Genomic DNA, 26,604 nt, shown 5'->3' on the forward strand with positions numbered 1-26,604 from the left:
TCAGAACAGGCGCACCAGCCATCCATGACGGTCCGGGACACGTCCGTACTGGATGTCGGTCAGTTCCTGACGTAGCGACATGGTCACATCGCCAGCCGGCGCCGGCAGATGGCCCACTGCAAAGCCATCGCCCTTCAACTCACCGATCGGAGTGATCACCGCCGCAGTGCCGCAGGCGAACACCTCGGTGATCTCACCCGAGGCCACGCCCTGCTTCCACTCGTCGATGGCGATCTTGCGCTCGACTACGCGCATACCGCGGTCGCGGGCCAACTGAAGGATGCTGTCGCGGGTGATGCCTTCCAGGATGCTGCCTGACAGTTCCGGCGTCACCAGACTGCCGTCGTTATAGACCAGGAACACATTCATACCGCCCAATTCTTCGATGTACTTGCCTTCCACCGGGTCCAGGAACAACACCTGCGAACAATCCTGCGCATGGGCTTGTTGCTGCGGCAGCAGCGAGGCGGCGTAGTTGCCACCGCACTTGGCGGCACCGGTGCCACCCTTCGCCGCACGCGCGTAGTCGGTGGACAGCCAGATCGACACCGGCGCCACGCCATTGGCGAAGTACGGGCCGGCAGGGCTGGCGATCACGTAGTACGCAGCCTTGTGCGCAGCACGCACGCCCAAAAACGCCTCGTCAGCGATCATGAAGGGGCGGAAATACAGGCTGGTCTCCGGCGCCGACGGCACCCAGCTCGCATCCATCGCCACCAATTGGCGCAGCGATTCGACGAACAGATCGACCGGCAATTCCGGCAACACCAGACGGCGCGCCGAACGCTGCAGACGCTCGCCGTTGGCCTGCGGGCGGAAGGTCCAGATCGAACCGTCCGCATGCCGGTAGGCCTTGATGCCTTCGAAGATTTCCTGGCCGTAATGCAGCACCGAGGCGGCCGGATCCAGCTGCAAAGGGCCATACGCGCGCACTTGCGCGTCGTGCCAGCCCTGCTCGTTGTTCCAGGCAATGGCGACCATATGGTCGGTGAAATGCAGCCCGAAACCGGGCGAGGCCAGGATTACGGACAGTTCGTCGGCACTGCGCGGCGACGAAGAACGGGTGGAAGCGAAGGACACGGACACCGGAAGATTCCTATAGGGCGGGCGAAAGGGCGCGGCGCCACCTCTTCGACATGGCGCCTGACGATCAGAGCATACCGGTCTCAAGACGGGCTGCCTCGGACATCATATGCCGGCCCCAAGGCGGGTCGAAGACCAGCTCGACGTCGGCTTCGGCAATCGTCGGGATCATCTCCACCTTGCTGCGCACGTCATCGACCAGGATCTCGCCCATGCCGCAACCGGGCGCGGTCAGCGTCATCTTGACCTCCACCCTGCGTTGATCGTCTTCCGCCCGATGGCTGACCACCGCCTCGTAGACTAGGCCCAGATCGACGATATTGAACGGGATTTCCGGGTCGAAGCAGGTGCGTAGTTGCTGCCACACCAGGGCTTCGACTTCCTCGTCGCCGGCGTTGGCGGGCAGTTCCAGCCCAGGCGGCGGCTCTTTGCCGATCGCATCGCCATCCTTGCCGGCAATGCGGAACAGATTGCCTTCCACAAAAACGGTGTAGCTGCCACCCAGCGCTTGAGTGATATAGCCGTAACTGCCTGCGGGCAGGGTCACCGAATCGCCCTGCGGCACCATGACGGCATCGCAATCGCGTTCGAACTGGACAGGTTCGCTGCTACGGGAGTACATGGGGGTGGATATGGGGCCGCGCCGGACGCGCGCAAGTCGGCCATTCTAGCCGACCGCCGCGGCGGCGGCCTCAACACCGAGCCTGTGACGATGCCGCATTCCATCTACTGCATGTCGTCTGAAGACGCAGTGCATCGCAAAGGGCAGCACGCGTTCTATCATGTGCGCACTGTCAGGAGCTCCAATGCCGCCCACCTCCGCGTCCGCCAGAACCACCCACTGGCTCTGGCCCCCGCTCCTGCTGCTGGGATGCGTCACCGCCCTCATCGCCTGGATACTCATCGCCCTCACCCTTGGCAATCAGGCCGGCTGGATGGCCGTGCTGGCGGCGCTGGAAATCGTCTGGATGCTGCGCCTGGGCACACTGGCAGCCGGCCCGTTGCGCATCGGCGTCGCCCTCGCGGCGACGGCGCTGATCATCGTCGGCGCCAACTGGGGCATCGCCTCGGCGCAACTGGGTGGATCACTTGGCCTGGACCTATCGAGCTCAGCGCAGAAGATGGGCACCGGCCTGGCCTGGACCCTGCTGCAACTGGCCAACAACGGCTTCGACCTGCTGTGTTATGCCGCCGCGCTGTTGCTGGCGTGGTGGGCAGCACGCTGAGTCAGGTGCGTTTTCTGGCAATACGCAAGCGCAGTGATCCTTCGACCATGACGTAGCACGCAACTGCGTAGCAACGTCATTTTTGGATTTTCGTTCCGCTGGCGCGGCAATATCAAAGAGCGGACCGCTAGCGCGCCAAACACCGAGCGCCAGCTGGTCACCACCGTGTTCTTCGGGTTGACCACCTCTAGGATCGGCATGCCCTAGATCGGACTGGCCGGGTCGGTCTTTGCGACCGGGTTGACCACATCCTTGGCGCCGATCACCAGCGACACATCGGTGCTGGCGCATTCGGGATCGATGTCGTCCATGTCGGCAATCGAGTCGTATAGATGTACAGCGCTACGGAACCTTTCGCTCATCGTCTTTCGCTCTACTGGCCGTGCGGCCCGCCGATCACACCCACGCCGTGCGCGCGCTGGCGCGTGTCAACCGAATCGTCGCTCGCCCGTTGACGTCGTATCGTTTCCACGGAAGCTACCCTGTGCTGGTGGGAACCCCTTCGGATCCGCAGCTCTCTGCACCGGCCGCCGCCGCACCGGTTTCGCTGGACGCCTTTCTGGCCGGCATTGGTCCGCGTGCGTTCCGTTTTGCAGAGGCCGGTTTGCGTCACCGCGAAGACGCACTGGATGCAGTGCAGGACGCCATGGTGCGCCTGCTCGGCTATCGCGAGCGGCCGGCTGAGGAATGGACGCCGCTGTTCTGGAGCATCCTGCGCAGCCGCATCGTCGATCTGCAGCGGCGGCGTACGTTTCGTCTGAAGTTCTGGGCACCGGCCGAGCGTTCCGATGACGAAGGCACCATCGAATGGGCCGACCCCGGCACCGGGCCGGTCGACGAACAACAGCATCAACAAGCCTACCTGCGCTTGGTTGAAGCTCTGCGCAGCCTGCCCGCCCGCCAGCGCGAAGCATTCACACTGCGTGTGCTCGAAGGCTTGGATGTGGCCACCACCGCCAAGGCGATGGGCTGCGCGGAAGGCTCGGTCAAGACTCACCTGTCGCGCGCGCGCGACGCGTTGCAAAAACAGTTCGAGGATTTCCTGTGAACCGCTCCCATGATCCGGCCCAATTGGATGCGCACCTGCGTCAACTGCATGCCACCGCGCTTGCCAGCCTGCCGCCGCAAACATTGGCGCGCCTGCGTCAGGCACGCCATGCCTCGGCAACCATGCGCGCACGGCGCGGCAACTGGTTGCTGGCGACCGCATGTTCGGGGTTGCTGGCGATCGGCATCGGCCTGCAGCTGCGCCCAAGCGAAACGGCACCGTCGGGCACCACACCGCTCCAGGCGATCGCCAGCAGCAACGCCACCGCCGATACCGACGACATGCTGACCCAGAACCCGGACCTATACGTCTGGCTCGGGTCCGACACTACCCTGGCCATGGATTAAGCACGATGACCCGCATCACCCGCCTGCTATTGACGCTGTTTATGTGCGCCGGGCCCTGCGCGTCGTTGTTGGCGCAAGACCACCCGCCGGGACCTCCGGTGCCACCGCCATCGGACGGCCCGGTCCCGCGCAACGAAACGCCGATGCCCGAATGGGACCGGCTGACCCAGCAACAGCGCCAGGTGCTGATCGATGCGCTGCGCGAACGCTGGAACGACGTGCCCGAAGAACGCCCGCGCATGTACCGGCACGCCAGCCGCTGGCTGGACATGACTCCGGATCAGCGCATGCAAGCCGAGGCCGGAATGGACCGCTTCCGCAACATGCGCCCCGACCAGCGTCGCGAAGCCAAAGCATTGTTCGAGCACATGCGCACGCTCAACCAACAACAACGTAATGAGCTGCAACACCGCTGGCAGAAGATGACCCCGGCCGAGCGCAGTATCTGGTTGCACGAGCATCCGCCGGTGGACGATTAAGTGCGCGCGCCGCGTTGAACGTGTGTTCTGTAGCAGTGAGCTGCGTGCTGATCGCCACATTGTTGGAATTGTCCGACAATGCACAGTGCCAGTTCCGCGCGTCCGGGATCGCGCCGGGCGCTTTTGCAGCGTTCGAAATCTAGCTGCATCAGCTGGCCGGAAAACGTATCGGGCGATGCGGTTCTTTGGCCCGGCGTCGGTTTGAAACGCTAGAACTCAGCATGGTTGCCGCGACCATCGCTACTGGCCAAGCGGCAAACGCAGCGTCGGCCGTTGGCGCCGAACACGGCCTACCTCAGGCAGAAACTGTAGCCAGGAATGCCTTTCTAACGACGACGCACCCTCGCTCGTCGCGACCTATCGGTTACCCCGCGCGTCTCCAAGATCAGTCGAGGAGTGTTCAACAACTGCGCCGCCTCATGGCGGCCCAGTTGTTGGTCGCATCGCGTTCAGTGCACCGTGCTGTTGTGCAGCGGATCCAGCCGATCGATCACGCCCTGCATCGCGCTATCGAAAGCGCCATCGTTGATGTGCTCGCGCAAACGGCCCAACCGCACCATCACTGCCAGCTCTTCCGGCGAGGCGACGCAGAAGCGCACGCCGCGGCGGTCGACGAACAACAGACGCTGCGAAATCGGGCTCACCCACGACAGTTTGCCGGCCTGCACCTTGCCGTCCTTGTCGACAAAATCCAGCCAGGTGCCGATATCCATCGCGCGGAAACGCTCGGCGTCGGCACTGTCGACGCCCTGCGCCACCGCTTCGGCTCCGAGCACCACGCCGACGCTTTTGGCAGCAGGCGGCGGAAGGTTGACCTGCGGCAGTTCCGGCAACGACTTTTCCAGTTCCGGGCGCGCCTCGGCGATCGCTTGCAAAGTGTCGTGCAGCGCACCGATCGCTACCACCACCGCATCGTCATGCAAACCGACGCTGGCAAACACACGATGCAGCGCCGGCCGCCAGACCTGCAGCCACGGCCTGCCGATGCTGTGGCGACGCGCTTGGGCCAGTTCTTCTAGCACGCCATCGGCCAGGGTCAGCGCCTCGACGATGCCCGGACCTTCGTCACCATCGCGCAGGATCGCCATGGTCAGATAGTGCAACCACGGTTGGCGCAGGAAATCTTCCACTGCCTTGGGCAAGGGTGCGCTGGCCAGCACACGCTGCTCCAGTTCGGACAGCGCGCGGCTGCGCGCCAGCTCGAGTTTTTCCTGACCACGCTGGGTCTCGGTGGCACGACGCTCGGCAATTTCCACCCGGCGCCGGTGCTGCGACAGGAAGTCGTGGAACTCTTCTTCCAGGGTCTGGAAGATCGCCAGGTTTTCGTTGAACTCGGCCACCAGGCGGTCGACGATTTCTTCGACCTTGCCCATCAGCACGCGCTCGGTCGCGCTGTTGCCGTTATTGCCTTCGCAGGCCTCGGCCAACGCATTAAGCAGCCGTCGCGCCGGATGGGTTTTCTGCACGAACATCGTGCGATCCAGTAGCGCGACCTTGACGAACGGCACCACCAAACGGCCGATCGTCTCGCGCGAACGGTTTTCCAGATCGCGTTCGTCCAGCATCACGTCGAACAGCATGCCGACCAGATCGATCGCATCCTCGTCCATCGGATCCAGCCGCGCGCTGGCCGGATCCACGCCTAGTCGCGTGGCGCTGGACAGCATCTCGTTCTTCAGCCGCCGCGCAAGCGACTTGTTGTCGTCGCCGATCGCCGTCTGCAGCGTCGTGCTTGGCGTGGCCTGCAGCAGGGACAGTACCGACATCATTTCGCGCTGGCTCAACGGGCGTTGCTGACCCACTGCAACTGTCGCCGCAGAGGCGGCGTTGTCGCGCACGCTGCGGGTCTGCTGCAGCAGCTCATGCAGCGCTTCGAGCAGCATGCCCTGACTGTCTCCAGGATGAGCGCCGTCGCCGTCCATGCCGTCAGCACTGCTGCCGTCGCCGTGACCCCGTTTGGTCGCCGCCTGCATGCGGCCACGGCTATGCGCCCAGCGGTCCAGAAAACGGTTGGCCCAGGCCGGCGCATTTCGATCGTTTTGATCGTTGCCACCCATATCGGCGTGCGCCCCCTGGCCATCGGCCTGCGCGCGTTCTTCCGGCATTTCGCCACGCGGTTGAATGCGCTGCGGCGTACGTTTGGCCTGCGAAATTTCCGGCATCACCCCGGCCTTGGCCAAGGTCTCGTCCAAGCGCGCATACAACCTGCCGATCGGTTCGGCCAGGTCGCGCTCGCACAGCTTGATCAGCACTAGGCGTACTTCCGGCGCCAAGTCGCAGGTGGCGAAGGCTTCGTGGATCGCCGCACCCAAATTTTCCGGGCCGACCGGATTGGTATCGGCCGTCAATTCCAGACCACCGGCGATCCAGCCCAGGCGGCGGTCGACGCGCGCCAGCACCTGCTTGAAGTCGCGCAGCAGCACGGTGGCCAGATGACGCACCGCCAGCCGAGATTCGAGCACGCGTTCGGGTACCAGACTCAGTGGGCGGGTGCCAATTTCGCCGGCCAATACCACTTCAGCAGACAATGGCATGCCCAGCACCAGTGCCTGCCAGCCGTCTTCCAGCTGCTGGCGAAACTGCGTGGCGACATCGTCGTGCTTGCGGCGCAATTCGCGCATGCCATCGAGAAACAGCAACTGAGACGCGCCAGCGGATTCGGCACGGTCGAACAGCACATCATCGAAATGTGCGACTGCAGCTGCAAATACCTGCACGAGCGCGGGTATAAACACGTCGTACGCCTGTTCGAGCAAGTGCTGGTCACGGCCCGGGTGTCCAGACGCACTGGGCTGAAAAGTCATGCGCAAAGGCTCCCTGCCTCTGCAGGCGTAAAAATTTTCATAAGGAGGAAAAACAGACACGGCCCGACATTCCGCCCTCGCATGGTAGTTTTTTCGCTTGTTGGTTAAGTGTGACGAATTCATCCCTTAAACCGTGACCGCCCTGGGTTTGCGTGTCAGGCCGCCATCATAGCTTGCAACGCCGCGGTGGGTTTGCCAACGCACGTCATAGGCCTGCGGGGGTTAAGAATTCAGCTTGGCGGGCAAGTCCAGGCCGTCGACCACAACTGGCATGCCGCCTATAAGAAAGTGTCGTCTTCGCGATGCAGATGCGGCCGATCCAGCCAGAGCATGATCGCCAGCTCCTCCAGCGAAGACACGCACAACCGCCTGATGCGTAAGGAACGTCCGCCGCGCGGAAATCGGGCTGATCCTGGACAGCTTGCCGGGTTGCACGCCGCCCTTGCGGTCGAAGAAACGCAGGCGGGTGCCGATCGCCATGACCCGGGACAAATCTGCAGTGATGCGATCGAAACGCTCAGAGCGCGCACGGGAGGTCAATCGCAGATGGCAGATGTCGCCTGGCCGGCCAATGATGCGGCGGGCGTTGGGAAGGGCCCGTCTATAATTGTCGTTTCGTTGCTCCGACTCGGAAATTATGCACTCACCGTATTCGCTCCAGGCGCTGGACGCCCGCCGCTCGGTCCCCTCCAAACAACTTGGCGAGCCCGGGCCGGATGAAGACACCCTACTGCGCATGCTCACCTCGGCGGTGCGCGTGCCCGACCACGGCAAGCTGGCGCCGTTCCGCTTCCTGCGTATCAGCGGGGACGCGCGCCAGGCATTGGGCGATTTCCTGGCTGAGCGCACCCAGGCTACCGACCCGCTGGCATCAGCCGCAGCGATCGCAAAAGAGCGCGGACGCTTCAATGATGCGCCACTGGTGATCGTGGTGATCGCCTCGCTGCGCCCCGAACACAAGGTGCCCGAGCAGGAACAACTACTCACCGCCGGCTGCGTGTGTTTTGCGCTGCTGCAGGCCGCGCAGGCGCAGGGCTTCGGCGCGCAGTGGCTGAGTGCCTGGGTGGCTTACGACCCGGCAGTGACCGGCTATCTGGGTCTGCAGAAAAACGAGCGCATCGCTGGCTTCATCCATATCGGCACGCCCCGCATGCAGGTGCCCGAGCGCGAGCGCCCGGATCCGCGTGCGCTGCTGCGCGACTGGACCCCGTGACCACGCACACCACCATGCTCGAAGGTGCGCCGCTTGCGATCCAGCGCCCGACCCCGCTATATCTGGTCGATGCCAGCCTGTATGTGTTCCGTGCCTGGCATTCCATCCCGGACGAATTTCACGACGCGCAAGGCTGGCCGACCAATGCGGTGCACGGCTTTGCGCGCTTTCTGCTCGACCTGCTCGAACGCGAGCGCCCCGCGCACATCACGATTGCCTTCGACGAGGCGCTGGACAGCTGCTTTCGTCATGCAATCTACCCGGCTTACAAAGGCAATCGCACTCCCGCGCCGGATGCGTTGCGCCGTCAGTTCGCGCACTGCAAAGCGCTATGCGCAGCACTCGGATTGAGCGTGCTCGCCCACCGCGATTACGAGGCCGACGATCTGATCGGCAGCGCCTTGCACAGCATGCGCACGCACGGCTTGCGTGGTGTGATCGTATCGGCCGACAAGGATCTGTCGCAGTTGTTGTTCGAACACGACGAGCAATGGGATTACGCGCGCAACGTGCGGTGGGGCATAGAGGGGGTCAAGGCGCGGCACGGCGTGCACGCGCACCAGATCGCCGACTACCTGGCGCTATGCGGCGATGCGATCGACAACATTCCAGGCGTCACCGGCATCGGCGCCAAATCGGCCGCAGTCTTGCTGTCGCATTTCGGCAGCCTGGATGCGCTGCTGGAGCGTATCGACGAAATCCCGTTCCTGCGCCTGCGTGGCGCTGCGCAAATGGCAGTGCGATTGCGCGAACAACGCGAACACGCGTTGCTGTGGCGCCAGCTCACCACCATCGCACTTGACGCGCCGTTGGCGCTGACCAACGCGGGTTTCACGCGAGCGCAAGCAGACCCGGACATGCTGACCGGGTTGTGCGAGAGCCTGCGCTTGGGGCCGCTCACGCGGCGCCGGCTGCTGGACGCGAGCGCAGGCGCGCCCGCACCGCTCCCTCCCGTTTCCCTGGAACAAGGTCTGCACCCATGAACCGACACGACACCCCACCCACCGTGGTTTACGAAGGCAAATATCAGCGCATGGTCGTGCGCGGAACTTGGGAATATTCCGAGCGCGTGCATGCCGGGGGCCTGGCCGCGATCATCGTGGCGGTAACGCCGGACGATGCGATGTTGTTTGTCGAACAGTTCCGTGTGCCGTTGCAGGCGCGCACCATCGAAATGCCGGCCGGCCTGGTCGGCGATGTGCATGCCGATGAATCGATCGAACTGTCGGCCATTCGCGAACTGGAAGAAGAGACCGGCTGGACCGCCGAGCACGCCGAAGTGCTGATGATCGGCCCCACCTCGGCCGGCGCCAGCAGCGAGAAGATCGCCTTCGTGCGCGCCACCGGCTTGCGCAAGGCCGGCGAAGGCGGCGGCGATGCCAGCGAAGACATCACAGTGCACGAAATCCCGCGCGCGCAGGTCGGCGCCTGGCTGGTGCAGAAGATTGCCGAGGGCTATCAGATGGACCCCAAGCTGTGGGCCGGCCTGTATCTGGTCGATCACGCACTGGACGGTACCCCGCGTGGCTGAAGCGACCACCTATCACCTGCTCGGCGCCGAAGATCCCGTACCGTTCAGGGTGCACAACGCACAGGCCGCATCACCGTGGCTGTTGATCGCCGACCACGCCGGCCAACGCGTGCCGGCGCGGCTGAGCAATCTTGGTTTGCCGCAGCACGAACTGGACCGCCATATTGGCTGGGATATCGGCATCGCCGAAGTCACCCGCTTATTGGCCGATGCGCTGGATGCAACCGCCATCACTCAGACTTATTCGCGCCTGGTGATCGACTGCAACCGCCCGCATGGCGCCGCCAGCCTGATGCCGGAAATCAGCGACGGCACGCCGATTCCCGGCAACCTGAAATTGACGCTCACCGATCGGCAGCAGCGTATCAACGAGATCTTTGCGCCGTACCACGCACGCATCTCGGCAGAACTCGATGCACGTGCACAGAGCGATCGACCGACACTACTGGTCTCGATGCATAGCTTCACCCCGATCATGGCTGGCACCGCGCGGCCCTGGCACGCAGGCGTGCTGTACAACCGCGACACGCGGCTGGCGCATCGCCTGTTGCAGGCCCTGCGCGCCGAACCGGAGCTGGTAGTCGGCGACAACCAGCCGTATGCGGTCAGCGATACCACCGACTACGCGATACCGGTCTATGGCGAAGGCCGCGGGTTACTGCATGTGGAACTGGAACTGCGCCAGGATCTGATTGCCGATGCCGCCGGGCAACAGGCGTGGGCACAGCGGTTAGCGCGCATTTTACCGCAGCTGGCTAGCTTTCAGAAGACAAGCAAATACGTTTATAGCAAAGAATGTACCTAACGAATTTTCAGCAGTTTCCTCTCATACTCACTCACAATCCATTCAACTCCATCGACCTGCACTTTGCTTAGAAGCTTTTCAAGAAGTTCGGAAGAAATATTCCCATAGCAGCAAAGAAGCATCGGATAGAGATGAGAGATACAGTGCAAACACAATCTCGCGATATCTTCAGCCTCCTCCGCTACCCTCTTTAAACCAGCATCTCTATGAGAAATCTCACCATGCAGAATGGCAGAACGTGCAGCATATAAACGACTTGCCCGATCACCTATATTAGATGAACCGTCACATTCAAACCCTTCATATAAAGCTTGCAAACGCTTCATAAATGTCACTCGCGTACCCGCTTGGCGGCCAGCAATTATGACACGCTCAATAGCGGAGACATATTTAACAATCTTCGCAGCTGACTCCATATCAGTTGAAGCATCACCAAACCAAGTAACCGAATCGATTAACCGCTGCTGGATATGAGAAACATCCCGCCCTTCAGCCAACGCGAATAAGCTTGAGCCAAAGCTGGTCAAGTAAGGCAAGAATGGCGGTCTAAGAACCTCCTCCCAGTCCATGAGCGCAACCACACCTTTCACGCGAATTGAAAGCTTAACTCTCATGTATCCATTGGAATCAAACCATAAATTAGCATCACGATGAGGCGTAGTGGGAGACCAAGCCACCCCCAAACCAGATGTCACACCAGCCCCAATCACTAGTCGGAGCACATGAATCGCCAAGTTAACAATACGAATAGCCAGCTGCTCGGCGACATCATCCACGTGATGATGAATTTTTACGCAACCCACCCAACGATAGCCTCGGTAAATTCTTATAGCTTTAGCATACATAGCTCGACCATACGCGCGGAATTCGGCCTCATCCTTCATCTGATCAGGCGAGTAGCCTTTAGCTACCCACTCATCTTTTTTTATAAGACCCTCACGAACACCTGCATCAATCCCGCTTTTGAGCGAAATCTTACGCTCTCGAAAAAAAAGCTGTCTACGCATGAACTCAACGGGGCCAACCTGAAATTTTTCAACAAAACCCGCGGCAAAAAGATCGCAAGGGATGCTGTGCTCACTATCTCTTATGGATTTTCCTGCCTCACCACAAGCAAATTCAAGAAGCTCTTTTGCAAGCAAGTTACTTATAGGCTTTCCGAGATCAAGCACTAGACTGACATAACCTCTTTTAATAGCCTTATGCAGAGCTGGACGACCAACTCTTCTTGCGAACTCGGGGCGCTCACTACAAATCAAATCAACCAAATGCGTGAATTTCGCCCATGCAGCTGCCCCACAAACTATTGGGTTTCCTTTGTTCGGATGCTCAAGCTCACACCACATATCTGCTTTGCAGCTACGCATGTGCGACGTCAATTGTTTGAAGCTTAACTTCTCAAATTGTGCGATTTGCTTGCCTATGAATTGGAGGTCGCGAACGGCCTCCCGTAGAGTCTTTGCACCAAATTCTTGTATCTCTTCAGACTGGACAAACATGCCGAAACTCAGGCAAACCCATCGGTCGCACGCACCAGCGCATCGACGTTTTCCGGCTCGAAGCCCGAATGGCCGGATGCCGGGCTGATCTGCAGTGTCGACTTCGGCCACACCTTGTGCAGATCCCATGCGCTTTGCAGCGGGCACACCACATCGTAGCGGCCGTGCACGATCACGCCGGGGATGTCGGCGATGCGGTGCGCGTCGCGCAGCAGCTGATCTTCGACGTCGAAAAAACCGCCGTTGACGAAGTAGTGGTTTTCGATGCGCGCGAACGCCAATGCGAAGTGCGCGTGCTCATGCCCGGTGACGAAATCGTCGTCCACATGCAGGAAGCTGGTGGCGCCTTCCCACACGCTCCACGCCTTGGCCGCAACCAGCCGCGTGGCTTGGTCGTCGCTGGTCAGGCGGCGATGGAACGCGGAGATCAGATCGGCGCGCTCCACTGGCGGAATCGCATTGACATAATGCTCCCAGGCATCCGGGAACAAGCGGCTGGCGCCTTCCTGGTAGAACCATTCCAGTTCGAAGCGACGCAGCAGGAAGATGCCGCGCAGCACCAGCTCGGTGACCTGTTGCGGATGGGTCTGCGCATAGGCCAACGCCAGCGTCGAGCCCCAACTGCCGCCGAAGACTTGCCAGCGCCCGATGCCCAGATGCGCACGCAGCCGTTCGATATCGGCGACCAGATCCCAGGTGGTGTTGTCCACCAGATCGGCATGCGGGGTGGAGCGGCCCGCGCCGCGCTGATCGAACAGCACGATGCGGTACCTGGCCGGGTCGTGGAAGCGACGCATCTTGTTATTGCAGCCGCCGCCGGGGCCGCCGTGCAGCAGGACCACCGGCTTACCCTGCGGATTGCCGCATTGCTCGAAATACAGGGTGTGGCGGTCGTCGACCTGGAGCGTGCCGTGGTCGTACGGCGTGATCTCGGGATAGAGCGTGCGCATGGGTCGGTCCTGCCGGAAATTGCGCATTGTATCGGCAGCCATCGTGAGCACGGGCCGGCCGGCCGCGTCAGCCGAAGGCCGGATAGCGAATGCTCAATCCGTTGCGTGCGACCACCGCGCCAAGCTCACCCGATCGCGCTGTTCCAGATCCTGATGCGTGGCCACCGCATCGAAACCGCGCGCCAGCAATAGCTCGACCACCGCTGCGCCCTGGTCCCAACCGTGTTCGAGCAGCAGCCAGGCTCCCGGTAGCAGATGCGCAGGCGCCTCGGCCACGATCAGGCGGATGTCTTCCAATCCATCCGTGCCCGAGGCCAATGCACTGGCTGGTTCATAGCGCAGATCGCCCTGCTGCAGATGTGGATCGTGCGTTGCGATATACGGGGGGTTGCTGGCGATTAGATTGAAATACTCGCCGGCCAGCGGCGCAAACCAGTTGCCCAGCCGACATTCCACGTTGCGCAACCCGTGGCTGTCGGCATTGCGCCGGGCCACGGCCAGCGCCGCAGCGCTGGCATCGGTAGCGATCACCTGCGCCTGCGGCCGCTCGCTGGCGATGGACAGCGCAATTGCGCCGCTGCCTGTGCCCAGATCGGCAGCGCGACGACCTGGCAGAGTGTCGAAACGCTCCAGGGCAAGCTCGACCAGCACCTCGGTATCGGCGCGTGGAATCAGCGTTGCGGTCGAAACCGCCAGATCCAGCGTCCAGAACCCACGCGACCCGGTCAGGTACGCCACCGGTTCGCCGGCTTGGCGCCGCTCCACCAGTGCCTCGAACGTCTCGACCACCGATCGAGGCACCGGATCGCGACCGTGGGCAAACAACCAGGCGCGGTCGCGGCCCAGTGCGTGTAGCAACAAAGGTTCGGCATCGCGGCGTTCGATCCGCTCGGCTGCCTGCCGCAGTAGTTGATTGGCGGGAATGGCAGAAATGGCGGTGAGATCCTCGGACATACAGGCTGTTCACTTATGCGCAACATCGGCTGACCAGTATCGGCGACGGAATGAAGACGCTGGCGCTAGACGCCGACTGCAGCGTTGATAGCCCAAATCTATCTATACAATTCCACCAATCGATTTGAGAAATCTATCAATCCTGCATACCATAGCGGCCGTTCCATCCCACACCCCTTCACCGCAAGAGGAAACTCAATGTCTCTCATCAACACTCAGGTCCAGCCGTTCAAGGCGAATGCGTACCACAACGGCAACTTCATCGAAGTCACCGAAGCCAGCCTGAAGGGCAAGTGGTCGGTGCTGATCTTCATGCCGGCTGCCTTCACCTTCAACTGCCCGACCGAGGTGGAAGACGCTGCCGACAACTATGCAGCCTTTCAGAAGGCTGGTGCCGAGGTGTACATCGTCACCACCGATACGCACTTCTCGCACAAGGTGTGGCACGAAACCTCCCCGGCCGTGGGCAAGGCGCAGTTCCCGCTGATCGGCGACCCGACCCACACGCTGACCCGCACTTTTGGCGTACACATTGAAGAAGAAGGCCTGGCCCGGCGTGGCACCTTCATCATCAATCCGGAAGGCGTGATCAAGACCCTGGAAATCCACGACAACTCCATCGCTCGCGACGTCACCGAGACGCTGCGCAAGCTGGCCGCAGCGCAGTTCGTGGCCAACAATCCAGGCCAGGTTTGCCCGGCCAAGTGGAAGGAGGGCGCCAAGACCCTGGCTCCGTCGCTGGACCTGGTCGGCAAGATCTAAGTTGACTGTTACCTCCGACCTATTGCCAGGTTGGAGTATCTACGGCCCGGCAACGGGCCGGAGGTGAACCTGAGCCGGTGCCGGCTACCCGCCAGCATGCCAGCCATCGCCAGCACGCACTCCGACCTCAACGCCGGCTACGGTTCACCTCCTTCTTCCCCAGCGACCTGCCTTGCCGCAGCGACGCCACACCTCCCCTTGCCCATCCCCAGGAGTTTTCCATGTTGGATGCCACGCTCAAGACCCAGCTGACTGCCTACCTGGAACGGGTCACGCGACCGATCCAGATCGATGCCTCGATCGACGACACGCCCCAGGCCCGCGAAATGCTCGACCTGCTTGAGGATCTGCTGTTGCTGTCGGACAAGATCAGCCTGGATATCCACCGTGACGACAACCAGCGCAAACCTTCGTTCGCACTGACCACGCCGGGCCAGGATATCTCGCTGCGCTTTGCCGGCCTGCCGATGGGCCATGAGTTCACCTCGCTGGTGCTGGCACTGCTACAGGTCGGCGGTCACCCGTCCAAGGCCACTGCCGAGCTGATCGAGCAGGTGCAGCAGCTGGATGGCGACTACCAGTTCGAGACCTATTTCTCGCTGTCGTGCCAGAACTGCCCGGACGTGGTGCAGGCGCTGAATCTTGCCGCCGTGCTCAACCCGCGCATCAAGCACGTCGCCATAGACGGTGCGCTGTTCCAGGACGAAGTCGAAACCCGCCAGATCATGTCGGTGCCGACCGTGTACTTGAACGGCAAGCTGTTCGACCAGGGCCGCATGACGCTGGAGCAGATCGTCGCCAAGCTCGACACCAACGCCGCAAAGCGAGAAGCCGCCAGGATCGCGGCCAAGGACGCGTTCGAGGTGCTGGTCGTCGGCGGTGGTCCGGCCGGTTCGGCAGCGGCGGTGTATGCCGCGCGCAAGGGCATCCGCACCGGCGTGGCCGCCGAGCGTTTCGGTGGTCAGGTGCTGGACACCATGTCGATCGAGAACTTCATCTCGGTGCCGGAAACCGAAGGCCCGAAGATGGCCGCCGCATTGGAACAGCACGTGCGCCAGTACGACGTGGACATCATGAATCTACAGCGCGCCGAGCAGCTGATCCCGGCCGGTGCCGATGGCCTGATCGAAATCAAGCTGGCCAATGGCGCATCGCTCAAGAGCAAGACCGTGATCCTGTCCACCGGTGCACGCTGGAGGCAGATGAATGTGCCGGGCGAAGACCAGTACAAGAACAAGGGCGTGGCCTATTGCCCGCATTGTGACGGCCCGCTGTTCAAGGGCAAGCGCGTTGCGGTGATCGGCGGCGGCAACTCGGGCGTGGAAGCGGCGATCGATCTGGCCGGTGTCGTGGCGCATGTCACGCTGGTGGAATTCGACGACAAGCTGCGCGCCGATGAAGTATTGCAACGCAAGCTGCGCAGCCTGCACAACGTGCGCATCATCACCAGCGCACAGACTACAGAAGTGCTTGGCGATGGCCAGAAAGTGACAGGCCTGGTCTACAAGGACCGCACCGGTGGCGATATCCAGCATGTCGAGTTGGAAGGCGTGTTCGTGCAGATCGGCTTGCTGCCCAACACCGAATTCCTCAAGGGATCGGTGGCGTTGTCGCCACGCGGTGAGATCATCGTCGACGACCGTGGCCAGACCAACGTACCCGGCGTGTTCGCCGCGGGCGACGCCACCACGGTGCCGTACAAGCAGATCGTGATCGCGATGGGCGAAGGTTCCAAAGCGGCACTGAGCGCGTTCGATTACTTGATCCGCTCCAGCGCCCCGATCAGCGCCGACAAGGTGGCCAAAGCTGCGTAAGCGTACCCAAGCAACCGCCCGGCCAAGCCGGGCGTTAAGCTCGCACCAAGCTTCAGTCGTTCCCCGTCATCGCAATGAAGGCTGCTGCATATGAATCTGCGTGACCTGAAATATCTGGTGGCCCTGGCCGACCACAAGCATTTCGGCCGTGCTGCAACGGCCTGTTTTGTCAGTCAGCCAACACTGTCCACGCAGATCAAGAAACTCGAAGACGAGCTCGGCGTGTCGCTGGTGGAGCGCGCACCACGCAAGGTGATGCTGACCCCGGCCGGACGCGAAGCCGCGGTGCGCGCGCGCAGCATCGTGGCCGAAGTGGAACAGATGAAAGAAGCTGCACGCCGCAGCCAGGACCCCGAAGCGGGCACCGCGCGGCTGGGCATCTTCCCCACATTGGCACCGTATCTGCTACCGCATGTGGTGCCACGCATCCGCGAGCGCTTTCCGCGCCTGGAACTGTTGCTGATCGAAGAAAAGAGCGATCAGCTGGTGCATCAGTTGCGCGAAGGTCGCCTGGATGCGGCGCTGCTTGCGCTGCCGTTGCAGGACGACCAACTGCATACCGAATTCCTGTTCGAAGAACCGTTCGTGCTGGCCGTACCGGAAGGCCACCCGCTGTCGCGCCACGACAGCGTGACGCTGGACGATCTATCCGAGCAGCGCTTGTTGCTGTTGGAAGACGGCCATTGCCTGCGCGAACAGGCGTTGGATGTGTGCCATCTTGCCGGCGCGCTGGAGAAATCCGAATTCCAGGCCACCAGCCTGGAAACCCTGCGCCAAATGGTGGCCGCCAATGTCGGTGTGACCTTGTTGCCGCTGCTGGCGGTCAAACCGCCGGTTGCACGCTCGGACAATATCTGTCTGATCCGTTTTCGCGAAGACAAGCAGCCCAGCCGTCGCATCGCCATGGCTTGGCGTCGCAGCTCGGCGATGACGGCGTTTCTAGAGCAACTCTCGCAGTTGTTCAAGGAATTGCCGGACAGCTTGTTCACACCGGATCAGCCGGCCATCAGCCCCAAGGCCGTCGCTGCCTAAGCGCAGCCACTGCCGCGGCCGCTCGCCGCACAGGTCAACCGATCCAAAGACAGCGCGAGCGTCAGCCCCGATAGACGGGTAAGGCAGCAACCGCATGCATCGCTGCATTGCGATCGCTGCGCATCGCCCTCATCTGTATGAGTGCCGCTCGCACTGTCTGTGAGCTGTTCTTTGTCAGGAGATTGCCATGACCTTGCAACACCACAGCGGCTTGCTGCCTTCCGTCCTTGTCTCCAGCCACGACCTTGCCCGGCTTGAGGCATTGCTCGATTCCCCAGCGTTCAGCAAGCAGACCGCCGCCACCGCGCTGAGCGACACATTGGGCCGCGCACGCGTGGTGCCACCCGACCAGGTTCCCGGCGATGTTGTCACCATGCACTCACGCATCGAATGCGAAGACGAGCTGCATGGCGAACGGCATACGCTCACCCTGGTATATCCGCATGAGGCCGATGTGCTGCACAGCCGCATCTCGGTGCTTGCGCCGGTCGGCAGTGCGCTGCTCGGCCTGTCGGTCGGTCAGAGCAGTGACTGGCGCACGCCCGACGGACGCAATTTGCGCCTGCGCGTGACTGCCGTGCACGCTCAACCCGCAGCTGCGGGCGACCTGCAACGCTGAGCCCGCTAACGCAGAGCGCTGCGTCCTATCCTCGACCCACGACCCGTTCCACGATTCGAGAGAAACCACATGACTGCATCCCCCTCCAAGCTTGCCCAGCTGCGCGAATTGTCCGTCGTCGTTGCCGACACCGGCGACTACGACGCAATCAAGCGGCTGAAGCCGGTCGACTGCACCACCAACCCCACTCTGGTCAAAAAAGCGCTGGACTTGCCGGTCTATTCGGACCTGCTCGAACGCGAACTGGCCTGGGGCCGCGAACACGGCGGCGAAAATCGCACCAGCACCTTCAATGAAGTAGCCGACCGCCTCACCATCGGCGTGGGCGTCAAGCTGTCCGAACTGGTGCCCGGCCGCGTCTCCACCGAGGTCGATGCCGACCTGGCCTACGACACCCAGGCCACCATCGCCAAGGCGCGCAAGTTTGTCGCGATGTATGCCGAGCGCGGTGTACCTAAGGACAAGATCCTGATCAAGATCGCAGCGACCTGGGAAGGTATCGAAGCGGCCCGTCAGCTGCAGTTGGACGGCATCGATTGCAACCTGACGCTGATCTTCAACCGCTCGCAGGCGCTTGCCTGTGCAGAGGCCGGCGCGTTCCTGATCTCACCGTTCGTGGGCCGTATCCTGGATTACTACGTGGCACAGGGGCAGACCCCGGCAAGCATCGACGAAGATCCTGGCGTAGTGTTTGTGCGCACCGTCTACAACACGTTCAAACAGCGCGGCTCGTCCACCGTGGTAATGGGCGCCTCGTTCCGCTCCACCGCGCAGATTGAAGCGCTGGCCGGTTGCGATCGTCTGACCATCTCGCCGGAACTGCTGGAAAAGCTCGAAGCCGAACAGGGCAACCTGCCACGCAAGCTCTCGCCTGCGAAAGCCGACAACGCCCAGGTCACCTCGATCGACGGCGACAGCTTCGCCGCCGACCTGGCCGCCGATGCGATGGCCACCGACAAACTGGCCAGCGGCATCGACACCTTCGCCAAGGACCTGCAGGCACTGCGCAAGACCATCGCCGACAAACTCGCCAGCTGATCGCAACATCGCAGTCACCTGACACCGACGCCTGCAGCCTTGCTGACTGCGGGCGTGATAACGCCGCCGGTCACTGTTGGCTATCGGCACGCTGCCATAATCATATGGATGAGCGCGTTGCAACCCGGTCCGCATTTTTGTCAGGCATCCAGCCCGATCGGGCAACTCACTCCCGTTCCGCCAAGCCCGCAATAACCATTGGGATGCTTGGCGAGATATTGCTGGTGATCGTCTTCGGCGTAATAAAACGTGGGCGCCGGGAAACGGATCTCCGTGGTGATTGCGCCATATCCTGCGGCGTCCAGCTGCTGCTGGTACGCATCGCGGCTTGCAAGCGCGGCGTCGTATTGCGCCTGTGCCTTGCAATAGATCGCCGAACGGTATTGCGTGCCGACATCGTTGCCTTGCTGCATGCCCTGGGTAGGGTCGTGGCTTTCCCAGAAAGTGCGCAGCAATTGCGCGAACGACACCGACTGTTCGTCGTAGACCACCAACACTGCTTCGGTATGGCCGGTCTGTCCGGAACATACTTCGGCATACGTCGCATTGGGTGTTTCGCCACCGGCATACCCCACCGCCGTGGTGTACACCCCAGGCACGTTCCAGAACTTGCGTTCCGCGCCCCAGAAGCAGCCAAGCCCGAATTGCACCTGGGCCATGCCGATGAAGTCCCCGCGCAACGGATGGCCGTTGATCAGGTGCGTGTTGTGCAGCGGCAGCGCTTGCTCACGGCCTGGCAGAGCTTCGCCTGGACGTGGCAGGCGTTGTTTGAAGGCGCCGATTCCCAGCATGGGGCAACTCCGCAATCGTGAGGATTGCCTGATGGATGGCGCCGGCCGGCGCGGCTTTCAAGCCTGCACGGCCGGTCAGTAGCGGCTTCGCCTTGGCTTACGCAACCGCTGCACGCGTAGCCACTTCCGGCATCGCCGAGCTATTCAGCGTGCGACGCATGGAGAACCTGCGCGTGTGATTGATGGGGTCCATCAGCGCGCGAGCTCGGTATCGAAATCGAGCAGCCCCGAAAATTAGGCCGAGTGGCATATTCTAAAATACGCTGATCAGCTTAGAGCGACCTTATGGAAACCTCGACCACTGCTGGCGATGGGCGCCTGACCTTACGGCGTGAAGCGTCCGACAGCGCGCGTTGGCAGGCGCTGTCGGACGCCGCGGTGGCGCTGCGTCAGGCGCAGACACCCGAGCAGGCCTGCGATGCAGTGTTGGGGCGCGTGCTGCTGTTGCTGGGTCTGGAACATGGCGCGGTGCTGGCGCAACGCGGGCCACGCGCCCAGGTGCTGGCCAGCCGCGGCCGCGCATTGCCGCCTGGCACCAGTGCAGCCGGCGACAGTCATGAGGCGGTCTGGCTGATGCCGCCGCGCCCGACCGATATGCGCGAGGTCAAGGTGCCGATCCATGCACTGGGCACCACCCATGGCAGGGTGTGCGTGGCCTGGAACGATAGCCGCCCCGCACCCGGCAACGACGATGTACAGGCGGTGCAGGCGTTCGCCTTGCTGCTGCCGGCGATGGTGGCCGAACCGGCCAAACCGATCGCCACGCGCCGGCGCAAACCGGTGCAGGACGATCGCCTCAGCGCGCTGAGTAAACGCGAAAAACAGGTGCTGTCGCTGCTGCCACGCGGGCTGACCAATGCCACGCTCGCAGCTGAACTGGGGATTTCGCCCGGCACTGTGAAAGTACATGTGGAGCGAATCCTGCAGAAACTTGAGGTAAAAGATCGCACCCAGGCTGCGGTGTACGCAGTCCAAGCCGGACTCGCGCCATGACTGCCTTGGTGAAGCACGACATCCTGCGCGCCAAATTGCGCAGATTGCGCAGATTGCGCAGTTACGAAACCACGCACTTGCAGGTCCGCACCACCAGAGCGCAGGGGGCTGCGTTAGCGCAACCTCATCATCCCCTTGAGCGCGGCGATGCTTGGCGGCCTGGGCGCGGTGTTTGCGGTAGCGTGGCTTGCCTCGGCGTTGCGCGCACGCCGTTCAATGCAATCCGGGGCTATGTGCAGGCGCTGGAAATGGGCCTGGCCGAGCCTGGGCATCGCCGTCATTTGCAGCACATTCTCGGCGCCGGTCGGCATCTGTTTGGGCTGGTCGCCGAGCTGCTGGACATCACGCGCATCGAAGCCGTTCAAGGATCGATCGATCAGCCTCGATCGGTTGCCGCCAACCGATTACCGTCAATCACTGCGGTATCGGCGACCGACGCACCTAAAGACCGCACTCTGCGGTGATGCGATCCACAAAGCCATCGCGCGCCCGGCGACTAGCGGTCTGATATTCCTGCACACATGCGTGCCTTGCAGCACAGGTTCCGCAGGTCCGCGGACCGCGCCTCACACCGCGCGCGTGACCTGCCCGCACAAGCCAATCTGCGCAAGCACCGCCTGTGCCTGGCTCAGATGCATGTCGGCCACACAGACCTGCAGCACGCCGAATGCAGGCAATTCGCCTGCACCGCCCAACAGCGATTCGCCGAACACGAACGCGGTGATACCGGCATCTTCCAGCGCGTGCTTGGCCAGATGGGCGTCGATGATGTGACTGGCGCGATAGGCGATCTGCATGTCAGCCGCGGCCCAGACGCTCGCGCTCAGCGCCTTGCTTCCACTCGCACAAGGCGGGCAACGCATCAAGTGCGGCCAGGTAATGGCCCGCGGCTTCGAACAGCGGCACGCCGTAGCTGGCCAAGCGCAGCGCGACCGGGGCGAACATCGCGTCGACGATGCCGAACTCGCCGCACAGGAAATTGCCTGCATGCCCATGTTCAGCGCGCAGGCTGGCCCATAGCGCCTGGATCCGGGTGATGTCGCGCTCGGCAGCTGCGTCCCAGTGTGCGGAGCCGGGTTGGCGGGCGAGATTCATCGGCAGCTGGCTGCGCAAGGCGGTAAAGCCCGAATGCACTTCCGCCGCAGCGGCGCGCGCCTGCGCCCGCACGGCTAGGTCGGCCGGCCGGCCACGACCATCGAGCCAGCGCTCGTTGACGTATTCGTAGATCGCCAGCGAATCCCACACATGCAGGGCGTCGTCCCACAACACCGGCACTTGGCGGGTCGGCGAATAGCCGGCGATGCGCGCCTGGAATTGAGGCGTATTGAGCTGCAGCGCGACCTCCTGGAACGGCACCTGGAAGTGCCGCAACAGCAGCCACGGCCGCAACGACCAGCAGGGCAGAGTCTTGTCACCGATCACTAGGCGGGGCAGTGGCATGCGTGGCGCGCTCCAAAGGGGGTCGCCGCAGCGTAAGCGCCGCGACCGGCGTCGACCAGCCCGCAGTCTGATCGCAACGCGCCCTGCCCTGCCCGCAGAGTGCCCGCCGGCATCACCTGCACGCGGCCAGGGACGTGCGCATGCAGGCAAACCCCGGCACGCCACCCGCACGCCGCCTACCCCTAACCGATGCCCACCGCCTAAACTTGTGGTTTACCTATTGCTGATGCGCGCATGTCCCAGACCCTAGCTACCGATGCCACCGCCCCGGCGGAGAAGAAAGACTTCATCCGTCAGATCGTCCGCGAGGATCTGGCCAGCGGCAAGCACACGGTCATCCGCACCCGCTTCCCGCCCGAGCCCAATGGCTATCTGCACATCGGCCACGCCAAGGCGATCTGCCTGGATTTCGGCCTGGCTGCCGAGTTCGGCGGGCTGTGCAACCTGCGCCTGGACGACACCAACCCAGCCAAGGAAGATCCCGAGTTCGTGGTCGCCATTCAGGACGACGTGCGTTGGCTAGGCTTCGAGTGGGCGCAGCTGCGGCATGCCTCGGACTACTTCGAGGTGTATTACCTGGCCGCGGAAAAACTGATCCGCGACGGTCATGCGTTTGTCTGCGACCTGTCCGCAGAACAGGTGCGCCAGTACCGCGGCACGCTGACCGAACCCGGCCGCAATTCGCCATTCCGCGAGCGCAGCGTTGACGCAAACCTGGACCTGTTCCGGCGCATGCGCGCCGGCGAATTCCCCGATGGCGCGCGCACGCTGCGCGCCAAGATCGACATGGGCAGCGGCAACATCAACCTGCGCGATCCGGCGCTGTACCGCATCAAGCACGTCGAGCACCAGAACACCGGCAACGCATGGCCGATCTACCCGATGTACGACTTCGCACATTCGCTGGGCGATGCGGTGGAAGGCATCACCCATTCGCTGTGCACGCTGGAATTCGAAGACCACCGCCCGCTGTACGACTGGTGCGTTGACAAGGTGGATCTGGCCGCGCATCCGGAGTTGCTGCAGCCGCTGCTGGACAAGGGCCTGCCACGCGAGGCGGCCAAGCCGCGCCAGATCGAGTTCTCGCGCCTGAACATCAACTACACGGTGATGAGCAAGCGCAAGCTCACCGCGCTGGTGGAAGAGCAGCTGGTAGCCGGCTGGGACGACCCGCGCATGTACACGCTGCAGGGCCTGCGCCGTCGCGGCTATACGCCAGCGGCGATGCGTTTGTTCGTAGACCGTGTGGGTATCAGCAAGCAGAACTCGTTGATTGATTTCTCGGTATTAGAAGGCTGCCTGCGCGAAGATCTGGACGCCGCCGCCGCACGCCGCATGGCAGTGATCGACCCGCTCAAGCTGGTGCTGACCAATCTGCCGCAAGGCCACAGCGAAACACTGAGTTTTTCCAATCATCCCAAGGACCAGAGCTTTGGCACGCGCGAGGTACCGTTCTCGCGCGCGTTGTGGATCGAGCGCGAGGATTTTGCCGAAGTCCCCCCCAAGGGCTGGAAGCGCCTGGTGCCCGGTGGTGAGATTCGCCTGCGCGGTGCCGGCATTGCGCGCGTTGATGAGGTGATCAAGAGCGTTACCGGCGAGATCGTCGAGCTGCGTGGCTGGCTGGATCCGGAATCGCGTCCGGGCATGGAAGGCGCCAACCGCAAGGTTAAGGGCACCATTCACTGGGTCAGCGCCGCGCATGCGGTGGAAGCGGAAATTCGCTTATACGACCGTCTGTTTGCGGTCGAGAGGCCCGACGACGAATCCGAAGGCAAGACCTACCGTGACTATCTCAACCCCGAGTCCAAGCGCAGCGTGCGCGGCTATGTGGAGCCGAGTGCGGCGCAGGCCGCGCCCGAGCAGTCCTTCCAGTTCGAGCGCACCGGCTACTTCGTTGCCGATCGCCACGACCACAGCGCTGCCACGCCGGTTTTCAATCGCAGCGTGACCCTGCGGGACACCTGGGCCAAGTGAGTCAGGTCCGCATCGGACCTCAGCCAGGACGCGAAGGTCGATCCGGGCGCCGCACCGCCGGGCATACTAGCCTGGCCACGCCCCGCACAGCGCGGGCTTACCATGGCAGCTCATATGTTCTGATCGGAGCAGCCGCATGTCCCGTCTTTTGTACTGGTGTTTGAGCAGCCTGTTGTTGATGGCGTGTCTTGTGTCAATCGGCTGTGTGGCCGCACCACCGACCGAGGCGGCCACACCGCCTGCGGGGACCGGCAAACCGCTCACCGTCACCACCACCTGCCGCACCGATGCCGATTGCACGGTGAAGAACGTCGGCAACTGTTGCGGTGCGTTTCCGGCCTGCGTCAACGTCAACAGTGCCACCGACCCCAAGGGTGTGATGGCGCAGTGCCAGGCCGGCGGCAAGATGAGCGTGTGCGGCTTCCGCGAGATCAGCGCCTGCCAGTGCGTGACCGGGCAATGTGCCGCGAAGGACGCGCAGGCCGATACACTGCGCCCCGCCCCTCCCTCTACAGAAACGGTCCACTGATGCTTTCTGTGCAAGTCCACCTCACGCTACCCGACTGGATCCACGCACATGTCGACGACAGCCGTGCCTATCCCGGCGATGAGTACAAGGTGGCACTGGCGATCGAGCTGTCGCGGATGAACGTGCAGGCGCGCAGCGGCGGACCCTTCGGCGCGGTGGTGTTCGGCCCGGACCACCACATCATCGCCGCAGCAGTAAACTGCGTGGTGCGGCAGACCACCTCGCTGGCGCACGCCGAAAACATGGCCTACATGCTCGCCCAGCAACGCCTGCGGACGCCGCGCTTGAACGATGCGCTGTCGCCGGTGACGCTGGCCACCTCCGCGCAATCGTGCTGCCAGTGCTACGGCGCCACCGTGTGGGCGGGCATCGACCGCCTGTTGATCGGCGCACGCGCCGAAGACGTGATGGCACTGACCGAATTCGATGAAGGCCCATTGCCTGCCGACTGGGTGGGCGAGCTCACCCGCCGCGGCATCGACGTGGTGCGCGATGTGCATCGCGAACAGGCCTGTGCGGTGCTGCGCAACTACAACGAGGGCGGCGGTGCCCATTATTGATCTCGCGCGGACTGATTGCGCACACCGGGCGCAACGATGAGCGGCCTGCTGTGTTATTGCCGCCAGGGCTTCGAGCCCGAGCTGGCTGCAGAATTGAGCGCGCGCGCCGCATTCATCGGCATCGCCGGTTATGCGCGCACCCAACGTCACGATGGCTATGTGCTGTTCGTCTGCGACGAGGCCGCACAACTTGCCGCCAAGTTGCACTGGCGCGAGCTGATCTTCGCGCGGCAGAAGTTGGTAGTGATTGCAGAGCTGAAGGGCATCGACCCCAAGGACCGCATCACGCCAATCCTGGCCGCGCTGGAAGGGCAACAGCGCTTCGGCGATCTGTGGGTCGAGCATCCGGATTCGGATGCGGGCAAGCCGTTGGCAGGCTTGGCGCGCAGCTTCGGCAATGCGCTGCGTCCGGCGTTGCGCAAGGCCGGCCTGCTCACCGACAAACCGCAGCTGCGCCAACCGCGTCTGCATCTGTGTTTTCTCGATGGCGACCACGCGTTGCTCGCGGTTGCCGACAGCACCGACAGCGCACCGTGGCCGCTCGGCATTCCACGCTTGAAGCTATTGCCCGATGCGCCGTCGCGTTCTGCGCTCAAGCTCGACGAAGCACTGCTCACCCTGCTCACTGCGGAAGAACGCGCAGCGCTGATCAAACCCGGCATGCGCGTAGCCGATCTGGGCGCCGCGCCCGGTGGCTGGACCTGGGTACTCACACGTCAACATGTGCATGTCACCAGCGTCGACAACGGCCCGCTACGCGAGCATGTCCTAGACACCGGCCTGGTCGAGCATCTGCGTGCCGACGGGTTCCATTGGAAGCCCGCGCAGCCGCTGGACTGGATGGTCTGCGACATGGTCGAACAGCCGCGCCGTGTGGCCGAACGCATGGCCACCTGGGTGCGCGAGGGCTGGTGCCGCAACACCATCTTCAACCTCAAGTTGCCGATGAAAAAGCGTTTGGACGAGACCCGGCTGTGCCTGGATCTCTTCGAGCAAAAGGCGGAGAAATCGCTGATCGTGCGCGCCAAGCAGCTGTATCACGATCGCGAAGAGATCACCGTACTGGCGATGCGCGGCTGATGTGAGGGAACAGGGATTGGGGAATCGCACAAG

Annotated in this window: 29 protein-coding genes and 2 pseudogenes; 20 read left to right on the plus strand and 11 right to left on the minus strand. The window is 62.7% G+C overall.

Annotated features, from left to right (window positions below; all coding sequences use genetic code 11):
- Both PD885_RS14860 and sufT read right to left on the minus strand, forming a co-directional pair.
- Entirely contained in the window at nucleotides 1-1,086 is a 1,086-nt protein-coding gene (locus PD885_RS14860; protein WP_002811774.1) for a branched-chain amino acid aminotransferase, read from the minus strand.
- 64 nt (nucleotides 1,087-1,150) lie between these two features.
- Nucleotides 1,151-1,705, minus strand: a complete 555-nt coding sequence (gene sufT, locus PD885_RS14865) for a putative Fe-S cluster assembly protein SufT (protein ID WP_002811777.1) — start codon at nucleotides 1,703-1,705, stop codon at nucleotides 1,151-1,153.
- 184 nt (nucleotides 1,706-1,889) lie between these two features.
- On the opposite strand from sufT, the gene PD885_RS14870 reads away from it, so the two are divergent.
- Nucleotides 1,890-2,309, plus strand: a complete 420-nt coding sequence (locus PD885_RS14870; RefSeq protein ID WP_040762904.1) for a hypothetical protein — start codon at nucleotides 1,890-1,892, stop codon at nucleotides 2,307-2,309.
- A gap of 206 nt (nucleotides 2,310-2,515) precedes the next feature.
- Here PD885_RS14870 and PD885_RS14875 read toward each other — a convergent pair.
- Nucleotides 2,516-2,638, minus strand: a pseudogene (locus tag PD885_RS14875) (NAD(P)(+) transhydrogenase (Re/Si-specific) subunit beta); the annotation flags it as partial.
- A gap of 155 nt (nucleotides 2,639-2,793) precedes the next feature.
- Here PD885_RS14875 and PD885_RS14880 point away from each other — a divergent pair.
- The 3 genes from PD885_RS14880 to PD885_RS14890 are packed head-to-tail and all read left to right on the plus strand — an operon-like array spanning nucleotide 2,794 to nucleotide 4,183.
- Nucleotides 2,794-3,357, plus strand: coding sequence for an RNA polymerase sigma factor (locus PD885_RS14880; RefSeq protein ID WP_002811785.1), 564 nt, complete (start codon nucleotides 2,794-2,796; stop codon nucleotides 3,355-3,357).
- A complete protein-coding gene (locus PD885_RS14885; RefSeq protein WP_002811787.1) occupies nucleotides 3,354-3,704 on the plus strand; it encodes a hypothetical protein in 351 nt (116 codons plus the stop codon). The genes PD885_RS14880 and PD885_RS14885 overlap by 4 nt, the downstream gene beginning before the upstream one ends.
- A gap of 5 nt (nucleotides 3,705-3,709) precedes the next feature.
- A complete protein-coding gene (locus PD885_RS14890) occupies nucleotides 3,710-4,183 on the plus strand; it encodes a DUF3106 domain-containing protein (protein WP_002811789.1) in 474 nt (157 codons plus the stop codon).
- A gap of 449 nt (nucleotides 4,184-4,632) precedes the next feature.
- On the opposite strand, the gene PD885_RS14895 is transcribed toward PD885_RS14890, so the two are convergent.
- Nucleotides 4,633-6,987, minus strand: a complete 2,355-nt coding sequence (locus PD885_RS14895; protein WP_002811791.1) for a DUF1631 domain-containing protein — start codon at nucleotides 6,985-6,987, stop codon at nucleotides 4,633-4,635.
- A 222-nt stretch (nucleotides 6,988-7,209) separates the two neighbouring features.
- Complete coding sequence (locus PD885_RS22145; protein WP_231892715.1) at nucleotides 7,210-7,527, minus strand: hypothetical protein; 318 nt, start codon at nucleotides 7,525-7,527, stop codon at nucleotides 7,210-7,212.
- Nucleotides 7,528-7,624: 97 nt separating this feature from the next.
- Here PD885_RS22145 and PD885_RS14900 point away from each other — a divergent pair, with 97 nt between their 5' ends.
- From PD885_RS14900 to PD885_RS14915, 4 genes are read left to right on the plus strand one after another with little or no spacing between them, the layout of a single operon-like run.
- Nucleotides 7,625-8,200, plus strand: a complete 576-nt coding sequence (locus tag PD885_RS14900; protein WP_002811794.1) for a nitroreductase family protein — start codon at nucleotides 7,625-7,627, stop codon at nucleotides 8,198-8,200.
- A gap of 14 nt (nucleotides 8,201-8,214) precedes the next feature.
- Nucleotides 8,215-9,183, plus strand: coding sequence for a 5'-3' exonuclease (locus PD885_RS14905; protein ID WP_087946501.1), 969 nt, complete (start codon nucleotides 8,215-8,217; stop codon nucleotides 9,181-9,183).
- Nucleotides 9,180-9,731, plus strand: coding sequence for an NUDIX hydrolase (locus PD885_RS14910; RefSeq protein WP_002811798.1), 552 nt, complete (start codon nucleotides 9,180-9,182; stop codon nucleotides 9,729-9,731). Before PD885_RS14905 ends, PD885_RS14910 begins: the two co-directional genes overlap by 4 nt.
- The gene (locus tag PD885_RS14915; protein ID WP_002811799.1) at nucleotides 9,724-10,536 is read left to right on the plus strand and encodes an N-formylglutamate amidohydrolase; all 813 of its coding nucleotides are present in this window, start codon (nucleotides 9,724-9,726) and stop codon (nucleotides 10,534-10,536) included. The genes PD885_RS14910 and PD885_RS14915 overlap by 8 nt, the downstream gene beginning before the upstream one ends.
- Here PD885_RS14915 and PD885_RS21475 read toward each other — a convergent pair.
- The 3 genes from PD885_RS21475 to prmC all read right to left on the minus strand — a co-directional run bounded on the left by PD885_RS21475 (nucleotide 10,533) and on the right by prmC (nucleotide 13,939).
- The gene (locus PD885_RS21475; protein WP_156775346.1) at nucleotides 10,533-12,035 is read right to left on the minus strand and encodes a HEPN domain-containing protein; all 1,503 of its coding nucleotides are present in this window, start codon (nucleotides 12,033-12,035) and stop codon (nucleotides 10,533-10,535) included. The genes PD885_RS14915 and PD885_RS21475 overlap by 4 nt on opposite strands.
- Nucleotides 12,036-12,043: 8 nt before the next feature.
- Nucleotides 12,044-12,985: a prolyl aminopeptidase gene (gene pip / locus PD885_RS14930; RefSeq protein ID WP_002811802.1), complete on the minus strand. Its 942-nt coding sequence runs from the start codon at nucleotides 12,983-12,985 to the stop codon at nucleotides 12,044-12,046.
- 93 nt (nucleotides 12,986-13,078) lie between these two features.
- Nucleotides 13,079-13,939: a peptide chain release factor N(5)-glutamine methyltransferase gene (gene prmC, locus PD885_RS14935; protein ID WP_002811803.1), complete on the minus strand. Its 861-nt coding sequence runs from the start codon at nucleotides 13,937-13,939 to the stop codon at nucleotides 13,079-13,081.
- A gap of 198 nt (nucleotides 13,940-14,137) precedes the next feature.
- Between prmC and ahpC the strand changes: the two genes are divergently transcribed.
- From ahpC to PD885_RS14960, 5 genes are all read left to right on the plus strand, one after another.
- Nucleotides 14,138-14,701 (plus strand): alkyl hydroperoxide reductase subunit C, encoded by a 564-nt coding sequence (gene ahpC, locus PD885_RS14940; protein ID WP_002811804.1) that lies wholly within the window; start codon nucleotides 14,138-14,140, stop codon nucleotides 14,699-14,701.
- A 221-nt stretch (nucleotides 14,702-14,922) separates the two neighbouring features.
- A complete protein-coding gene (gene ahpF / locus PD885_RS14945; RefSeq protein WP_002811805.1) occupies nucleotides 14,923-16,515 on the plus strand; it encodes an alkyl hydroperoxide reductase subunit F in 1,593 nt (530 codons plus the stop codon).
- A gap of 90 nt (nucleotides 16,516-16,605) precedes the next feature.
- Complete coding sequence (locus tag PD885_RS14950) at nucleotides 16,606-17,547, plus strand: LysR substrate-binding domain-containing protein (RefSeq protein ID WP_002811807.1); 942 nt, start codon at nucleotides 16,606-16,608, stop codon at nucleotides 17,545-17,547.
- A 187-nt stretch (nucleotides 17,548-17,734) separates the two neighbouring features.
- Entirely contained in the window at nucleotides 17,735-18,166 is a 432-nt protein-coding gene (rnk, locus tag PD885_RS14955) for a nucleoside diphosphate kinase regulator (RefSeq protein WP_002811808.1), read from the plus strand.
- A 69-nt stretch (nucleotides 18,167-18,235) separates the two neighbouring features.
- Nucleotides 18,236-19,204 carry a transaldolase gene (locus PD885_RS14960; protein WP_088056959.1) on the plus strand — a complete coding sequence of 323 codons (969 nt, stop codon included), beginning with the start codon at nucleotides 18,236-18,238 and terminating at the stop codon, nucleotides 19,202-19,204.
- A 140-nt stretch (nucleotides 19,205-19,344) separates the two neighbouring features.
- On the opposite strand, the gene msrA is transcribed toward PD885_RS14960, so the two are convergent.
- A complete protein-coding gene (gene msrA, locus PD885_RS14965; RefSeq protein WP_002811810.1) occupies nucleotides 19,345-19,995 on the minus strand; it encodes a peptide-methionine (S)-S-oxide reductase MsrA in 651 nt (216 codons plus the stop codon).
- Nucleotides 19,996-20,030: 35 nt separating this feature from the next.
- Here msrA and PD885_RS21480 point away from each other — a divergent pair, with 35 nt between their 5' ends.
- The 3 genes and pseudogenes from PD885_RS21480 to PD885_RS14975 form a co-directional block, all read left to right on the plus strand.
- Nucleotides 20,031-20,174 carry a hypothetical protein gene (locus tag PD885_RS21480; protein ID WP_156775345.1) on the plus strand — a complete coding sequence of 48 codons (144 nt, stop codon included), beginning with the start codon at nucleotides 20,031-20,033 and terminating at the stop codon, nucleotides 20,172-20,174.
- A gap of 106 nt (nucleotides 20,175-20,280) precedes the next feature.
- Complete coding sequence (locus PD885_RS14970; protein ID WP_002811812.1) at nucleotides 20,281-20,988, plus strand: response regulator transcription factor; 708 nt, start codon at nucleotides 20,281-20,283, stop codon at nucleotides 20,986-20,988.
- Nucleotides 20,985-21,386: pseudogene (locus PD885_RS14975) on the plus strand (histidine kinase dimerization/phospho-acceptor domain-containing protein); the annotation flags it as partial. The gene PD885_RS14970 and the pseudogene PD885_RS14975, both read left to right, overlap by 4 nt.
- A gap of 168 nt (nucleotides 21,387-21,554) precedes the next feature.
- On the opposite strand, the gene PD885_RS14980 reads toward PD885_RS14975, so the two are convergent.
- Together PD885_RS14980 and PD885_RS14985 are read right to left on the minus strand one after the other, a co-directional pair.
- Nucleotides 21,555-21,785 carry a putative signal transducing protein gene (locus PD885_RS14980; protein WP_002811815.1) on the minus strand — a complete coding sequence of 77 codons (231 nt, stop codon included), beginning with the start codon at nucleotides 21,783-21,785 and terminating at the stop codon, nucleotides 21,555-21,557.
- Nucleotide 21,786: 1 nt separating this feature from the next.
- Nucleotides 21,787-22,428, minus strand: a complete 642-nt coding sequence (locus tag PD885_RS14985) for a glutathione S-transferase family protein (RefSeq protein ID WP_088056960.1) — start codon at nucleotides 22,426-22,428, stop codon at nucleotides 21,787-21,789.
- A 234-nt stretch (nucleotides 22,429-22,662) separates the two neighbouring features.
- Between PD885_RS14985 and PD885_RS14990 the strand changes: the two genes are divergently transcribed.
- The 4 genes from PD885_RS14990 to rlmM all read left to right on the plus strand — a co-directional run bounded on the left by PD885_RS14990 (nucleotide 22,663) and on the right by rlmM (nucleotide 26,571).
- Nucleotides 22,663-24,402 (plus strand): glutamine--tRNA ligase/YqeY domain fusion protein, encoded by a 1,740-nt coding sequence (locus PD885_RS14990; RefSeq protein ID WP_002811818.1) that lies wholly within the window; start codon nucleotides 22,663-22,665, stop codon nucleotides 24,400-24,402.
- Between the two features lie 136 nt (nucleotides 24,403-24,538).
- A complete protein-coding gene (locus PD885_RS14995; protein ID WP_002811819.1) occupies nucleotides 24,539-24,931 on the plus strand; it encodes a hypothetical protein in 393 nt (130 codons plus the stop codon).
- The gene (locus tag PD885_RS15000) at nucleotides 24,931-25,491 is read left to right on the plus strand and encodes a nucleoside deaminase (protein WP_002811820.1); all 561 of its coding nucleotides are present in this window, start codon (nucleotides 24,931-24,933) and stop codon (nucleotides 25,489-25,491) included. Before PD885_RS14995 ends, PD885_RS15000 begins: the two co-directional genes overlap by 1 nt.
- A 36-nt stretch (nucleotides 25,492-25,527) precedes the next feature.
- Complete coding sequence (rlmM, locus tag PD885_RS15005) at nucleotides 25,528-26,571, plus strand: 23S rRNA (cytidine(2498)-2'-O)-methyltransferase RlmM (RefSeq protein WP_002811821.1); 1,044 nt, start codon at nucleotides 25,528-25,530, stop codon at nucleotides 26,569-26,571.
- The last annotated feature ends 33 nt before the right edge of the window (nucleotides 26,572-26,604 follow it).

Source organism: Xanthomonas fragariae, assembly GCF_900183975.1.
Lineage (GTDB): Bacteria > Pseudomonadota > Gammaproteobacteria > Xanthomonadales > Xanthomonadaceae > Xanthomonas > Xanthomonas fragariae.